Origin of the sequence: Shewanella sp. WE21 (genome assembly GCF_002966515.1) — a bacterium.
GTDB lineage: Bacteria > Pseudomonadota > Gammaproteobacteria > Enterobacterales > Shewanellaceae > Shewanella > Shewanella oncorhynchi.
Window position 1 is genome coordinate 142,952 of record NZ_CP023019.1, and the last position, 17,272, is coordinate 160,223.

The 17,272-nt window shown below is 50.0% G+C and carries 4 protein-coding genes; all 4 read left to right on the plus strand.

Annotated elements, in window-relative coordinates; all coding sequences use genetic code 11:
- The first annotated feature begins 81 nt into the window (after nucleotides 1–81).
- The 4 genes from CKQ84_RS00640 to CKQ84_RS00655 are packed head-to-tail and all read left to right on the plus strand — an operon-like array spanning nucleotide 82 to nucleotide 17,262.
- The gene (locus CKQ84_RS00640) at nucleotides 82–951 is read left to right on the plus strand and encodes a helix-turn-helix domain-containing protein (protein ID WP_105249738.1); all 870 of its coding nucleotides are present in this window, start codon (nucleotides 82–84) and stop codon (nucleotides 949–951) included.
- Nucleotides 948–9,044 carry a type I polyketide synthase gene (locus tag CKQ84_RS00645; RefSeq protein ID WP_105249739.1) on the plus strand — a complete coding sequence of 2,699 codons (8,097 nt, stop codon included), beginning with the start codon at nucleotides 948–950 and terminating at the stop codon, nucleotides 9,042–9,044. The genes CKQ84_RS00640 and CKQ84_RS00645 overlap by 4 nt, the downstream gene beginning before the upstream one ends.
- Nucleotides 9,041–11,287, plus strand: coding sequence for a PfaB family protein (locus CKQ84_RS00650; RefSeq protein WP_105249740.1), 2,247 nt, complete (start codon nucleotides 9,041–9,043; stop codon nucleotides 11,285–11,287). Before CKQ84_RS00645 ends, CKQ84_RS00650 begins: the two co-directional genes overlap by 4 nt.
- Nucleotides 11,284–17,262, plus strand: coding sequence for a beta-ketoacyl synthase N-terminal-like domain-containing protein (locus tag CKQ84_RS00655; protein ID WP_105249741.1), 5,979 nt, complete (start codon nucleotides 11,284–11,286; stop codon nucleotides 17,260–17,262). Before CKQ84_RS00650 ends, CKQ84_RS00655 begins: the two co-directional genes overlap by 4 nt.
- Nucleotides 17,263–17,272: the final 10 nt, after the last annotated feature.

A 17,272-nucleotide genomic window follows, 5' to 3' on the forward strand; every position in this document is an offset into this window, starting at 1 on the left:
GTTCGTCAAGAGTGCCACAGCTGACTCAGCCAAAATGGCTTCTCAGTCCCAATAGATTATGTCGGATGATAATTATTATTAATGGCAGCTCGCGACTCTCAATCTAAAGCGCCGTCTTACGCCCCCAAGAGCACGACTCAAGCGGCGAAAAAAGACAGCGCACCTCGGCATCGAAACGCCACCACTACGCCTGAAATGCGACTCTTTATCCAGCAATCGGATCTGAGCGTCAGCCAGCTGGCAAAAATTTTAAATATTACCGAGGCAACAGTCCGTAAATGGCGGAAGCGTGAGTCCATTAGTAACAGTTCGAACACGCCCCATCACCTCAATACCACGCTCACGCCGATGGAAGAATATGTGGTGGTGGGATTACGCTATCAACTCAGACTCACCTTAGATAGATTGCTCAACGTCACCCAAACCTTTATTAATCCCAATGTGTCGCGCTCCGGCCTTGCCCGTTGCTTAAAGCGCTACGGCATATCGCGGCTCGATGAATTTGAAGCACCGCAAGTCCCCGAACGCTATTTTAATCAATTGCCTGTGACGCAAGGCAGCGATATCCAAACCTATACGGTCAATCCAGAAACCTTGGCTAAGGCGCTCGCATTGCCGAGTACCGACGGCAATACTGTGGTGCAAGTGGTGTCACTCACCATACCGCCGCAGCTCACTGAGCAAGCTCCAAGCTCAGTACTATTAGGCGTAGACACAGCAAGTGATTGGATTTACCTCGATATTTATCAAGACAGCAATACCCAAGCGACCAATAGATATATCGCCTATGTCCTCAAACATGGGCCGTTTCATTTACGAAAGTTGCTCGTTCGCAACTATCACACCTTCTTAGCCCGTTTTCCCGGTGCCCATGGCACGCCAAAGACAAGCGCGGCTAAATCCCAAAACAAGGTCACCGTATCTAGGTCGACCCGTGGAGACTCTTTATGAGCCATACCCCTTCTGTACCTAATTCTGCGACTGAGTCAAAAAAAGATAAACGACTCAACAAACGTTTAAAAGATATGCCCGTTGCCATCGTCGGCATGGCCAGCATCTTCGCTAACTCGCGTTATTTAAATAAATTTTGGGATTTGATCAGCGAAAAAATCGATGCCATTACTGACATCCCAGACACCCATTGGCGCGCCGAGGATTACTACGATGCCGACAAAAGCAAAGCCGATAAAAGCTACTGTAAACGCGGTGGTTTTTTACCAGAAGTCGACTTCAATCCAATGGAATTTGGTCTGCCACCCAATATTCTTGAGCTAACAGATACCTCGCAACTGCTGTCGCTGATTGTCGCCAAAGAAGTGCTTGCCGACGCCAATCTGCCCACCGATTACGACCGTGACCGTATCGGCATCACCCTAGGCGTGGGCGGTGGTCAAAAAATCAGTCAGAGCTTGAACTCGCGCCTGCAATATCCAGTATTGAAAAAAGTATTTAAAAGCAGCGGCCTGAGCGATGAAGACAGCGAAATGCTGATCAAAAAGTTCCAAGACCAATATATCCACTGGGAAGAGAACTCTTTCCCTGGGTCCTTAGGCAACGTGATTGCAGGCCGTATCGCCAACCGTTTTGATTTTGGCGGAATGAACTGTGTGGTCGATGCTGCCTGTGCGGGCTCGCTTGCCGCTATGCGTATGGCGTTAACTGAACTGACCGAAGGTCGCAGCGACATGATGTTAACCGGCGGTGTCTGTACCGATAACTCGCCGTCCATGTACATGAGCTTCTCAAAAACGCCAGCCTTCACCACTAACGAAACCATTCAACCCTTTGATATCGATTCAAAAGGCATGATGATCGGCGAAGGGATCGGCATGGTCGCGCTTAAACGCCTTGAAGATGCCGAGCGCGATGGCGACCGAATTTATGCCGTCATCAAAGGCGTTGGCGCCTCATCGGACGGTAAGTTTAAGAGTATTTATGCGCCGCGCCCTGAAGGCCAAGCTAAAGCTCTCGAACGCGCTTACGACGATGCAGGTTTTGCCCCGCACAGCATTGGCTTAGTTGAAGCCCATGGCACGGGTACTGCCGCAGGTGATGTGGCTGAATTCAATGGCTTAAAATCGGTATTTGCCCAAGGCAACGACACAAATCAACATATCGCGTTAGGTTCAGTGAAATCCCAAGTGGGCCACACTAAATCCACTGCGGGCACTGCGGGGGTGATCAAAGCCGCGCTAGCGCTGCACCACAAGGTATTGCCTGCGACCATTAACGTTAGCAAGCCTAATCCAAAACTGAATATCGAAAGTTCGCCATTCTATTTAAATACCGAAACTCGCCCATGGTTCCAGCGCGCTGATGCAACGCCGCGCCGTGCAGGTGTAAGCTCCTTTGGTTTTGGCGGCACGAACTTCCATCTTGTATTAGAAGAATACAAACCTGAGCACAGCCGTGACGAGCAATATCGTCAGCGCAGTGTGCCGCAGACACTATTATTTGCCGCCGCCAATAAAAACGCGCTGCTTAGCGAGTTAAAAGCTGCGCTGAGCCAAAGCGTGAACACGAGTGCAAACGCGAATAAGAGCAGCGCTGCGAGCCTAAACGCTATCGCTCAACAATATCCGTTGCGCGCACTGGCAAGCACAGATGCCCGTTTAGGTTTTGTGGCTAAGGATATCGCTCAGCTGCAAGCTCAGTTAAATCAATCGATTGCGCATTTAGAAAGCGGGCACCTAGAAACCAGTGCAAGCGAGGCGTGGCAATTACCTTCTGGCATCAGCTACCGCGCAAAAGCTTTAGTCACTGAAACCAATAGCAAGAATGACTCCAATAAAGTGGCTGCCCTGTTTGCCGGTCAAGGTTCACAGTACCTGAACATGGGCCGCGAACTCGCCTGCCATTTCCCGGAAATGCGCCAACAAGTGACGGCCAGCGATAAGGTATTTGCTCACCACGGCCAAACGCCGTTATCGAACATCCTTTACCCTATTCCGGCATTCGATGCCGATGCAGTTAAAGCCCAAGAAGCGGCGCTGACCAATACCCTGTTCGCCCAAAGCGCCATAGGCGCGGTTTCAATGGCGCAATATTCGCTATTAACGCAAGCGGGTTTTGCACCCGATATGGTGGCGGGTCATAGCTTTGGTGAATTGTCAGCCCTTTGCGCGGCAGGCGTGATTTCCAATGAAGATTACGTCGAACTGGCCTTCGCCCGTGGGCATGCCATGGCGCAAGTGCCGAGCGATACTGGGACTCAAGTTGATTTAGGAACCATGTTCGCGATTATTCTTAAGCAAAAGAATGATATCGATGCGATCAATAGCTGTTTAGCCCAGTTTGATGGCGTTAAAATTGCCAACTACAACGCGCCGACGCAATTAGTCATCGCAGGTGGCACAGAGCAAACTCAGCTGGCCGCGAAAGCCATTAGCGAACTGGGCTTTAAAGCAATTGCCCTGTCTGTCTCAGGCGCGTTCCATACCCCATTGGTTGGACACGCACAAAAACCCTTTGCCAAAGCCATTGATAAAGCAAAATTTAGCGCACCAAAAGTAATGCTTTATGCCAACAGCACAGGTCAATTGCACCCAAGCGATGGCAAAGCGATTAAAGCAGAATTCAAACAACACATGCTGCAATCAGTTCGCTTTAGCGAACAACTGCAGGCCATGTATGACGCTGGCGCCCGTGTGTTTGTTGAGTTTGGCCCTAAGAACATACTGCAAAAGTTAGTTGAAAATACCTTAGGCGAACACTTAAATGAGCTTTGCCTTGTCAGCATGAACCCGAATCCTAAGGGCGACAGTGACAGTCAATTACGCTTAGCCGCAGTGCAACTCGCGGTAGCCGGTGTGGCGTTAACTAAGGTTGACCCCTATCAAGCCGTCACGTCACAAGAAATTGCCGAACGTGAAGCGCCATCAGCGATGAACATCAAACTCACTGCCACTAACCATATTAGTGCTGCAACCAAAGCTAAGATGGCTAAATCCCTCGCCACAGGCAGCGTGACTAGCCAAGTGCAATATGTGGATCGCATCGTTGAAACGGTTGTCGAAAGAGAAGTCGAAAAAATCGTTGAGAAAGAAGTCATCGTCGAAAAAGTTGTTGAAAAAATAATAGAAGTGGAAGCGAATCAAGTGGCAACTGTTGAAATGAAACAAACATCCCCAAGCGTGACGCAAGGCTTAAGCAATCACCAGCAACAAGCGACGGCGCAATTGAATCCAAGTACAGCAAGCGTCAGCAGCGATGCGTTAACGGCATTTTTCAGCGCACAATCTCAAGCGGCTCAGTTACATCAGCAGTTTTTAGCTATCCCACAGCAATACGGCGATACTTTCACGACACTGATGACAGAACAAGCCAAGATGGCAAGCCTTGGCATTGCAATCCCTGAAAGCCTGCAACGCTCGATGGAAATGTTCCACCAGCATCAAGCACAAACCCTGCAAAGCCACGCCGAATTTATGCAACTGCAAAGCAGTGGCAGCCAAGCGGCCTTGACCATGCTAAACAATGCGCCGATTAACTTTACCCCAGCGGTTGCAAGTCAGCCACGAGCAACTGCGCCGGTTGCAACGTCAGTGGTACACAATGCCGCACCAGTGACTCAAGCTGTTGCAACGAGACCAGCGGTTAGCACGCCTGTTGTGCAAACCGCTCCCGTTGCTTATTCACCTGCTGTGACTGTACAAGTTGCGCCTGCCGCTCCTGCATTAGTCATGCCTGCTGTAGTGATGCCAGAAGTGACACCTGCGGCACCAGCAACGAGCGGCTTAAGTGCTGCACTTGTTCAACAAACCATGATGGCTGTGGTTGCCGATAAAACAGGCTACCCCACTGAAATGCTGGAACTTGGCATGGATATGGAAGCCGATTTAGGTATCGACTCCATCAAGCGCGTTGAAATTTTAGGCACAGTACAAGACGAACTGCCGGGCTTACCTGAACTCAGCCCAGAAGATCTGGCAGAGTGTCGTACCTTAGGTGAAATCGTTGACTATATGCAAAGTAAGCTTACACAAAATGACAAGCTTCCAGCAGTGGGTTCAATTATCGTAGCGCCTATTACTGCTGCAAATGTGGCAACTCAAGTGGCAACAGCCGCACCTGCCGTTAACGGTTTAAGCACTACGTTAGTACAACAAACCATGATGGCTGTGGTGGCTGGCAAGACAGGCTATCCGACTGAAATGCTGGAGCTCAGCATGGATATGGAAGCCGATCTCGGTATCGATTCCATTAAGCGCGTTGAAATTTTAGGTACAGTACAAGACGAACTGCCGGGTTTACCAGAGCTCAGCCCAGAAGATTTGGCTGAGTGCCGTACCTTGGGTGAAATCGTTAACTACATGAACAGCAAATTGCCAGCGGCTGACCAAGTTGTCGTTTCTACAACAGCGCCAACAACTCCTGCAGCCAGCGGTTTAAGCGCTGCGTTAGTGCAACAAACGATGATGGCAGTGGTAGCCGACAAGACGGGCTACCCCACTGAAATGCTGGAGCTCAGCATGGATATGGAAGCCGATCTCGGTATCGATTCAATTAAGCGCGTTGAAATCCTAGGCACAGTGCAAGACGAACTGCCAGGTTTACCTGAGCTCAGCCCAGAAGATTTGGCCGAGTGTCGCACCTTGGGTGAAATCGTTGACTACATGCAAAGTAAGCTTACACAAAATGACAAGCTGCCTGCAGCGGGCGCAGTTATCGTAGCAACTCATGTGACAACTGCCGTGCCTGCCGCCAGCGGTTTAAGCGCTGCGTTAGTACAACAAACCATGATGGCTGTGGTGGCTGACAAGACAGGCTATCCGACTGAAATGTTGGAGCTCAGCATGGATATGGAAGCTGATCTAGGTATCGATTCTATCAAGCGCGTTGAAATCTTAGGTACAGTGCAAGACGAACTGCCGGGCTTACCTGAGCTGAATCCTGAAGATCTGGCCGAGTGTCGCACCTTAGGTGAAATCGTTGACTACATGAACAGCAAACTACCTGCGGTTGGCTCGACTTCAACTACAACAGCAGCGCAACTCACTGTTACCGCTACAATAAATAACGGCTTAAGTGCTGCACTTGTCCAACAAACCATGATGTCAGTAGTGGCCGACAAGACGGGCTATCCCACTGAAATGCTGGAACTCAGCATGGATATGGAAGCCGATTTAGGCATAGATTCCATCAAGCGCGTTGAAATTTTAGGCACAGTGCAAGACGAGCTACCGGGCTTGCCTGAACTCAATCCTGAAGATCTGGCCGAGTGTCGCACCTTAGGTGAAATCGTTAGCTATATGCAAAACAAGCTAGGCCAAAACGCGGTAAGCCAGAATGCCGCGCCAGTTAGCGCTGTCGTTCAGCCTGAACCTACTATCGATTTACCGCCACATGATTTACCCCCCCATAGCGAGGTGGTGCTAAAAAAGTTGCCAGCGGCGGCTGAGCTAGCGCAACTATCGTCAAAGCAATCAGCGCAACAAGCTGTGGCACGAACTTTCGCTAAAGATGCCTGCATTATCATTAGCGATGATGGCCACAATGCTGGCGTACTTGCCGAAAAATTGCATGCTCAAGGTCTAACGGTTGTGGTTGTGCGCTCGCCTGAAAGCCTTGTGGCCAGTGCATCACCGCTCAATAGCCACATTGCCAGCTTCACATTGGCGGCGATTGACGATGCCAGCATTGGTGCCGTAATTAATGAGATCAAAAGCTTAGGTACGGTTGCAGGCTTTATTCATCTGCAACCACAACATAAAAACTCAGCAGATACTAAAGGTTTAGTGCTGTCGAATGTCGCCAAGGCATCCGTCGAGCAAGCATTCTTGTTCGCCAAGCACTTACAACCGTTTTTAACAACAGCAGCGACCGCCAATACTGGTAGTAGTTTTATCAGCGTCAGTCGTATCGACGGTGGTTTTGGTTATCTCAACCACAGCCAAATTGCCCGCAGCGAGTTAAACCAAGCAGCATTGGCAGGTCTAACGAAAACCTTGAGCCACGAGTGGCCAAGCGTGCATTGCCGCGCCTTAGATATCGCGCCAGCACTTGATGCCAAGCAACTGGCCAATGCAGTGATCGCTGAGCTCTTTGCAACCGATAACGTATTAGAAGTCGGTGTTAGCCAAGGCGCAGCCCAAGCACTTGAGCGCGTAACCTTAGTTGCTGGCAAGGCTGATACCCGCCACGGCGCAGCAAACTTGACGAGTGCAGATAAAATACTGGTGACCGGTGGCGCAAAAGGTGTGACCTTTGAATGTGCGCTAAGTTTAGCCAAACACAGCAAGGCGCACTTTATCCTTGCTGGCAGAAGCAGCCAACAAGCCATTCCCGCTTGGGCACAGGGTAAAAATAACAGCGAACTTAAAGCTGCGGCTATTGCCCACATTCAAAACTTGGGTGAGAAACCCACGCCAAAACAAGTGGATGCCTTAGTATGGCCAGTTCAAAGCAGCCTAGAAATTGCAGCCGCACTAGAAGCCTTTACCGCTGTGGGCGCGAGCGCTGAGTACTTAAGTCTCGATGTTAACAATCTAGATGCGATTGCCAGCACGATAGTGCCGATCACCGAGTTGTCGCCTATTACTGGCATCATCCATGGTGCGGGCGTACTCGCCGATAAACACATCCAAGACAAAACCTTAGATGAGTTAGCACGGGTGTATGGCACTAAGGTCACAGGTATAAGCAATCTACTTGCCGCACTGGATTTAGATAAATTAAAACTGATTGCCCTATTCTCTTCGGCGGCGGGTTTTTACGGCAATACTGGCCAAAGCGATTACGCCATGTCCAACGACATACTCAACAAAGCCGCACTGCAACTGGCGCAGCAACTGCCAAATGCCAAAGTGATGAGCTTCGATTGGGGTCCGTGGGACGGCGGCATGGTGAATCCTGCGCTGAAAAAGATGTTTATGGATCGCGGTGTTTATGTGATCCCGTTAAAAGCGGGTGCTGAGTTATTTGCGAGCCAATTACTGAGCAACACAGGCGCACAATTGCTGGTTGGTACTGATATGCAAGGCACAGTTCCAAGTGACGAGCAAGCAACTCAAGGTAGCAATCTAAAAAAGCCTGAAGCGGATCTGACCACTGACGCGTCGGATCCGCATGCTTTGCCTAAAGCTGTAAAACTAAAGCGCACACTGGACCCTAAGGCAATGATCTTTATTGAAGATCACTGCATTAATGGTAATCCCGTATTACCCACTGTGTGCGCGATTCAGTGGATGCGTGAAGCCGCCTTTGATGTGCTCAAGCAGCCTGTCAAAGTGCAAAGCTACAAGCTGTTGAAGGGCATTATTTTTGACACTGCCGTGTTACAAAATGGAGTGTTAGAAAGTGCAGCCCCTATTACGCTGGAACTTGAACTTGCACCGATTGCGTTAACGGATAAAGCCGCGAAAGATACTGACGAGTGCTTGAGTGGACAATTCAGTGCATTAATCAGCTTTGAAGGTCGTCCGCAATATCAAGCTATCCTAGTCGTTGATGATGCTGCTGATGACGCGGCTAACGATTACTTAGCCACTAACAGCAAAGCAACCGCCTTTGACGCGCACAGTTTGGCAGGACTTTCTGTCATCACAACCGCGAGCAGCCTTTACAGCGACGGCACGCTTTTCCACGGCCCAAGACTGCAAGGTATTGAGTCTGTGGTGAAGTTTGACGATGCGAGCTTAATCGCCAAGGTGAGCCTACCCCATGTTGCGTTAGCGGACTGCGGGAGTTTTGTGCCCAATCTGGCCCCTAAAGGCTCACAAGCCTTTGCGGAAGATTTGCTGCTGCAGGCGATGCTGGTATGGGCGAGACTCAAATATGGCGCGGCGAGTTTGCCATCAAGCATTGGTGAGTTTATTTCCCATGCGCCATTTGCCTTTGGCGATACAGGTCATCTAGTGCTCGATGTGGTAAAACACTCTGGCCGTGCCCTTGAAGCCAATATTGCGCTGTATCATCAAGATGGCCGCTTAAGCTGCGAGATGAACAACGCCAAAGTCACCATCAGCAAAAACCTTAACGGTGCATTCTTAGCTAATAAAGTTGCTAATAAAGCCATTGAAAGCGTGGAGGCAAAAGTCGAGTGAATTTAGCCCACACTTTAGCAACTCTACATAGCGGCCAAACTGAAACGTCGATAGCTGACACGGCTATGACTGAAAAGCTTGCCAAGCCACTGCGTATTGCAGTGTTGCTTGGCGACGCGGTCAACCTCGATCCTCACTCAGCCCAAGTATTAGGGACGTTTGCGGAACGTGAAAGAGTTCAGATTTGCGCTGCCGATGCCAACCAATCGACAGATCATGAACCGTCAGTGCATGAGCAAAGGTCGCTCACTGCGTTATTAAGCCAAGCAACAACAGCCATTGAGCAAGGCAAGCTCGTTGAACTTAAATTCAATGATGGCAATCTGCCCCAGCCTTTGACTCAGTCCCTGTATTTGCTTGATGGTTTACGCGCCGCCAAACTGCGTCTTCACGCCCACGCGTTTATTGCTGGCTTTGCCGCTGGCAATCAAACTACAGGTGTTGTAAATGCGGCGTTAGTAGCGGCAAAGCGCAGCCCTGCACAAACCATTCAGCATCAACTCGTCGCCAACACTCTCAACGGGGCCTTTGTTGCGCTGCGCCAAGGCGTAACCGCCCTCGCGGCGCGAACACAAGCGCCGCTTCATGGTAAAGAAGGGGAAAATAATCAAACTGGCTATTGGTTTAGCGACCAACATCAAGCGCGGGTTTTATGTCTAAATCTTGTAACAAAGAATCTAGCGGCAACAACATCAAACCCAGCAGATACCTTGCTGGATTCAGGCCAAGATATTTGCCAGAGCCTAGTGCTGACCCAAGGCACACAAGTTATCGCGCCCAAAGCTCTTGTTGATGAAAACCGGCTGTTTGTGCCGATAAGTGCTGACAATATTGATTCACTCATCGCGCAAGTATTGCAACTAGTTAACACTCTGGAAAATGGCGTAGGCTTTCACGCGGAATATCTCAAACCTTGGTTTGAACGCTATGATGCCAACGCACCACTGGCATTAGTCTTGATGGCGGCATCAATTGATGACCTCAAACTTGAAGCCAAAGCTATGCTTTCGGCGCTTGAAAGTGATGCTGTTCGTCATCATGGTCAACACTTTAAAACGCCAGCGGGTAGCTGTTTCACCGCTAAGCCGCTAGGGGATGCAGGACTTACCTTTGTATACCCCGGCGTTGGCACTGTTTACGCCAATATGTTCAATAACTTGCATGAGTATTTCCCCGCGCTGTATCACCAACTGGAGCGTGAAGGCGATTTAAGCGCCATGCTGCAATCACCGCAGATTTATGCCGAGAATATTAAAACCGCAGCAAGCATGAGCTTAAGCCAGCAAGCGATTAGTGGTGTGGGGGCCAGTTATCTATTCACTAAACTGTTGACCCAAGTCTTTAATATTAAGCCTAAAATGGCGCTCGGTTACTCAATGGGCGAAGCAGCCATGTGGGCCAGCCTAGATGTGTGGCAAACACCCCATGCTATGATCAACGCCACCGAAAATAGCGATATTTTCAACCATGCCATTTCTGGCGAGCTAACCGCAGTGCGCCGAGCATGGCAGCTTAAGGATAATGAATCCATAGTGTGGAATAGCTTTGTGGTGCGCGCCGATAGCAAGGAAATCAAAGCATTACTGCCAGAGTTCCCTCGCGCCTACTTAGCCATCATTCAAGGTGATACTTGCGTTATTGCCGGCTGCGAAACAAGCTGTAAAGCCCTACTTGCAAAGTTAGGTAAGCGTGGGATTGCCGCCAATCGCGTCACGGCAATGCATACCGCACCTGCCATGTTAGTCCATGGGCAAGTACAAGATTTCTATACTCAAGCAGTGAAACCTGAGGCACTGAAACCTAAGGCGCTGGAAGCGGCAGCACATGGCTCGCCTATTCGCTTTATCAGCGCAGCGCAAACTGCGCCAGTAACCGTGGATAGTCACAGCATTGGCCGCGCGATTGCCGATACCTTTTGTTCGCCACTCGACTTTAGTGCGCTCATTCAAAATGCCACTAAGCAAGGGGCAAGACTGTTTGTCGAAGTGGGCGCCGATAGGCAAACCAGCACACTCATAGATAAAATCAGCCATGCCCATGCAGGCCAAAGCACGGCGAACGAGGCAACAGCCGCCATTGCTTGCAATGCCAAGGGTGCTGATGCGATTACCAGCTTACTCAAGTGTTTAGCTCAGCTGATAAGCCACAGAGTACCGCTTTCGCTCGCGCCGCTTATTCAGCCATTAAGTGCTAATGCAGCCCCTTTATCATCAGCTGTATCACCAAAAGGAGAACCCCAGTGAGTTCTCAGCATTCCCCTACGATTGATAAAACTAACGTGCCTACCATTGCGTCAAACCGCGCATCAAAAAGTGCGTCAAAAATTGCGATTGTCGGTCTTGCGACTCAGTATCCTGACGCCGATAATCCCCAAACCTTCTGGCAAAATCTGCTGGATAAAAAAGACTCTCGCACCCAAATTAACCGTGAAAAGCTCAATGCCAATCCCGCCGATTACCAAGGTGTGCAGGGTCAGTCTGACCGTTTTTACTGTGATAAAGGCGGCTACATCCAACACTTTGAGTTTGATGCCAAGGGTTATCAACTGCCTGAGTCCGCCTTTGACGGGTTAGATGAAAGCTTTTTATGGGCACTCGATTGCAGTCGTAAAGCCCTGCAAGACGCAGGGATTGCACCAAGCGATGCCGTACTGGCGCGCACAGGTATTGTAATGGGAACCTTGTCGTTCCCCACCGCCCGCTCCAACGAACTGTTTTTGCCTCTGTATCATCAAACTGTTGAAAAGGCGCTGCAAAACAAACTTAACCAAAGCGCATTTCAGCTGGCTGACTTTGGCAACTCAGTTAACGATCTCAATGCCAATAGCCAAGCCTTAAACGTCGCCAATGGCGCCGTTGCTCACACAGCCTCAAAGCTAGTCAGCGATGCACTCGGTTTGGGTGGCACCCAGTTGAGTCTGGACGCCGCCTGCGCCAGCTCGGTTTATGCACTCAAACTCGCCTGCGATTACCTAACAACTGGCAAGGCCGATATGATGCTTGCGGGCGCAGTATCGGGCGCCGATCCCTTTTTTATCAACATGGGATTCTCAATTTTCCACGCCTACCCAGATCACGGTATTTCAGCGCCCTTTGATAGCAACAGCAAAGGCTTATTCGCTGGAGAAGGCGCTGGGGTGTTAGTCTTAAAACGCTTAGAAGATGCCGAGCGCGATGGCGATAACATCTATGCCGTCGTTAGCGGCATTGGTTTGTCGAACGACGGTAAAGGCCAGTTTGTATTAAGCCCCAACAGCAAGGGCCAAGTGCAAGCCTTCGAGCGCGCCTATAGTGCCGCAAACACACTGCCTGCCAATATCGAAGTGATTGAATGCCATGCCACAGGCACGCCGCTTGGGGATAAGGTCGAACTCGCTTCGATGGAACGCTTTTTTGAGGACAAACTCGCGGGCTCTGCGGTGCCGCTGATCGGTTCGGCAAAATCCAACTTAGGCCATTTACTCACAGCCGCGGGCATGCCGGGGATCATGAAGATGATTTTTGCCATGCGCTCGGGTCGACTGCCGCCAAGTATTAACTTATCAGCGCCGATATCCTCGCCTAAGGGTTTGTTTAGCGCTAAAAATCTACCGACAGAACTGCATGCGTGGCCCGATAAAGTCGGTAATGACCGCCGCCACGCAGGTGTTTCCGTGTTTGGTTTTGGCGGCTGTAACGCGCATTTATTGCTGGAATCCTATGCAGCGGCAAATACCAGTAGTAAGCGTCAGCAGAGTGCTGCCACAGTAAGCTACCAACATACACCATTAAATATCATTGGCTTAGCATCACACTTCGGGCCTTTATCCTCCATAAATGCACTGGATAACACGATTCATGCTCGGCAACATGCCTTTATCCCGCTGCCCGCTAAACGTTGGAAAGGCTTAGATAAACATCCTGAGATCTTAGCTAACTTTGGCTTGCCTGCTGTACCGCAAGGCGCATATATCGACCAGTTCGATTTTGACTTCCTGCGCTTTAAAGTGCCGCCCAATGAGGATGACCGCCTGATCTCCCAGCAACTGCTGCTGATCAAAGTGGCCGATGAAGCGATCCGTGATGCCAATCTAAAACCCGGTGGCAAGGTGGCCGTATTAGTGGCGATGGAAACTGAACTCGAATTACACCAGTTCCGTGGCCGCGTAAATCTACACACCCAACTGGCAGACAGTCTTAAAAAACAAGGGATAACACTCACGCAAGCCGAGTATCTCGCCCTTGAAAAAATCGCCATGGACAGTGTGCTCGATGCCGCCAAACTGAACCAATACACCAGTTTTATTGGCAACATCATGGCGTCACGTATCGCATCCCTTTGGGACTTTAACGGCCCTGCCTTTACCATTTCGGCGGCGGAGCAATCGGTCGCCCGCTGTATAGATGTGGCCGAAAACCTCTTGTCCCAAGAATCCTTAGATGCAGTGGTGATCGCCGCCGTCGATTTAAGTGGCAGTCTAGAGCAAGTGATCCTCAAAAACGCCGTATCGCCAGTGGCATTTAATGCAACTGACACTGGTTGGAAAGTCGGTGAAGGTGCAGGCGCGTTAGTGCTCACGACAACGCAATCAAGTGCAGCCCAGCCAAGTAATGCCGCTGACAATGCTAATGCCAATAGCAGCTATGGCGACAGTTATGGTCACATCAGCGGCCAAGTGTTTGGCCCTATGTGTGACCCACAAGGTCACAGCAACGCTGCGCGTATTTGCGATGACTTGCTAACCCAAGCCAAGGTGAATAGCAGCCAGATTTGCTTGATTGAAACCAGTATTGCGGTTGAGCAACTTGCCGATTCAGAGTTGGTACTCAATACCCTGCTGCCGAGTGTGAACCAGCGCAGCCAAGCCGCTGATACCCTAGGCCACAACTTTGCCGCTGCGGGAATGGCGAGTATTTTGAGCGCGCTGCTTCAGCTTAAAAATCAGGTGCAGCTTAAAAATCAAGCGCAACTTAACAAGCATTCTTCTCAAGCTCAGCAGCACGCGCTCGTTGCCACGTTTAGCCAAGGTAAATGCTCGCAGTTACTGCTCAGCCAAAGTGCCACGCAAGCATACAATTTGCAGCAAAGGCTTGAACAAGATTTAACGCTTTCTGAGCAAAAACACTTAATAAAACAAGTAACGCTCGGTGGCCGCGATATCTATCAGCATATCCTAGATACGCCGCTCGCAGACCTTGATGCTATACAACAAAAAGCCCAAGCCATGACAGCACTGCCAGCGCGCAGCCAACGCAAACATTTGGCCCAAATAGCGAGCAAAGACACGAATAGCTTTGCAACAAGCAGCCCAACCACGGCTCAACAAAAAGAGACATTAAGCAGCATGCCAATTAATGCCCTAAGCACCAATAAAAACGCCACTCAAGCAGAGCTAAAAGACGCGGCATTTTTAAGCAATCAGCAACTCGCCCGTGAAGCCCATTTAGCCTTTTTACAAAGCCGTGCTGAAGGCTTGAAACTAGCCGATGCCTTGATGAAAGCCCAGCTTGCCAGCGAGTTAGCCGTCAATGGCCAAGCTGCGCCAGTACAACAGCAAGCCATTGTTCAGGCATCTGCGACAGCGGTTCTTCCACATCCAGTGCTTTATCCCAATCATGCAAAAGTGCCTGAGTACACGCCGCCAACACCGATAAGCAAGCCTTGCATTTGGGATTATGCAGATTTAGTCGAGTACGCCGAAGGTGATATTGCTAAAGTATTTGGCCCAGATTACGCCATTATCGACAGCTATTCGCGTCGTGTACGCCTGCCAACGACTGACTATTTGCTGGTATCTCGGGTAACGAAATTAAACGCCCAGATGAACCAATATCAGCCTTGCACTATGACCACGGAATACGATATTCCTGTGGACGCGCCGTATTTGGTCGATGGCCAAATCCCTTGGGCCGTGGCGGTCGAATCGGGTCAATGCGACTTGATGCTGATCAGCTACTTAGGTATCGATTTTGAAAACAAGGGCGAGCGCGTTTATCGCCTGCTCGATTGCACCCTGACCTTCCTTGGCGACTTACCGCGCGGTGGCGACACCCTGCGCTACGATATTTCCATCAATCACTTTGCCCGCAATGGCGATACCCTATTGTTCTTCTTCTCCTACGAATGTTTCGTGGGCGACAAGCTGATCCTGAAAATGGATGGCGGCTGTGCCGGCTTCTTCACCGATAAAGAGCTGGCCGACGGCAAAGGTGTTATTCACACCGAAGCTGAAATCAAAGCGCGCAACCTCGCCTTGAATAATCCGAATAAACCGCGCTTTAATCCGCTGCTTGATTGCGCGCAAAACCAATTTGATTACAGCCAAATCCATAAACTGCTCGGCGCGGATATCGGTGGCTGTTTTGGCGGCGCCCATGCGGCGAATCAAGCCCAATATGGTTTGCAGCCCTCTTTATGTTTTGCATCCGAAAAATTCCTGATGATTGAACAAGTCAGCAATCTTGAGGTGCATGGCGGCGCGTGGGGCTTAGGCTCAGTTCAAGGCCATAAGCAGCTCGAAGCTGATCATTGGTATTTCCCGTGTCATTTCAAGGGCGACCAAGTGATGGCGGGATCGTTAATGGCCGAAGGCTGTGGTCAATTACTGCAATTCTTTATGCTGCATATTGGGATGCACCTCGGTGTAAAAGACGGTCGTTTCCAACCGCTAGAAAATGCGTCACAAAAAGTGCGCTGTCGCGGTCAAGTTTTGCCGCAATCTGGCCTGCTCACCTATCGCATGGAAATCACCGAAATCGGTATGAGCCCGCGCCCGTATGCTAAGGCGAATATCGATATTTTGCTCAATGGCAAAGTGGTCGTGGATTTCCAAAACCTTGGAGTGATGATCAAAGAAGAAGCCGAATGCACCCGCTACCTCGCGGATAATGCCAACAGCACAGCTAACAATACGACTAGAAATGTAGCTAAAAATGCTGTTTCGGCTGCGCCGTTGGTTTCAACAACATCAGTATCGTTAGCGGCGCCACTGATGGCACAGTTGCCTGATTTAACTGCGCCAACCAATAAAGGCGTAGTGCCGCTTAAGCATGTGCCTGCTCCAGTCGCGCCTGCGGATTCAAAGTATGCCAACCGCGTGCCCGATACCCTGCCGTTCACGCCGTATCACATGTTCGAATTTGCCACGGGCGATATCGAAAACTGCTTCGGCCCCGATTTCAGCATCTATCGCGGCCTAATTCCACCGCGCACGCCTTGCGGTGATTTGCAGCTCACGACTCGCGTCATTGCGATTGACGGCAAACGCGGCGAGCTGAAAAAGCCTTCTTCGTGTATCGCCGAATACGAAGTGCCTGCAAATGCTTGGTATTACAATAAAAACAGTCATCACGCCGTGATGCCCTATTCAGTGCTAATGGAAATATCACTGCAGCCAAACGGCTTTATCTCAGGCTATATGGGCACTACCTTGGGCTTCCCCGGCCAAGAGCTGTTCTTCCGTAACTTAGACGGCAACGGTAAGCTGCTGCGCCATGTGGATTTACGTGGCAAAACCATAGTGAACGACTCACGTTTGTTATCGACTGTGATTGCTGGCAGTAACATCATTCAGAATTTTAGTTTTGAATTAAGCTGCGATGGCGAGCCTTTCTATCAAGGGAAAGCGGTATTTGGTTACTTCAAGGGCGATGCGCTGAAAAACCAGTTAGGCATAGACAACGGCAAGATCACTCAGCCTTGGCATGTGCAAAATGGCATAGCCGCCGATAGCCAAATCAATCTGTTAGATAAACAACATCGCAGCTTTAATGCACCACAAGGTCAGCCACATTACCGTTTAGCGGGCGGTCAACTTAACTTTATCGACAAGGCTGAAATCGTGAAAGCCGGCGGTAAAGCGGGCCTTGGCTATTTATACGCCGAGCGCACCATTGACCCGAGTGATTGGTTCTTCCAATTCCATTTCCATCAAGATCCTGTGATGCCAGGCTCATTAGGGGTTGAAGCCATTATCGAGCTGATGCAAACCTATGCGATTGACCAAGACCTTGGCGCGGGCTTTAACAATCCAAAATTCGGGCAGATTTTATCGGATATCAAATGGAAGTATCGCGGTCAAATTAACCCATTAAACAAGCAGATGTCGCTAGATGTGCACATTACCTGCGTGACAGACGACAATGGCAAACGCATCATTATGGGCGATGCCAACTTGAGTAAAGATGGCCTGCGGATTTATGAAGTTAAAGATATCGCCATCTGTATTGAAGAAGCCTAGCGAGTTTACG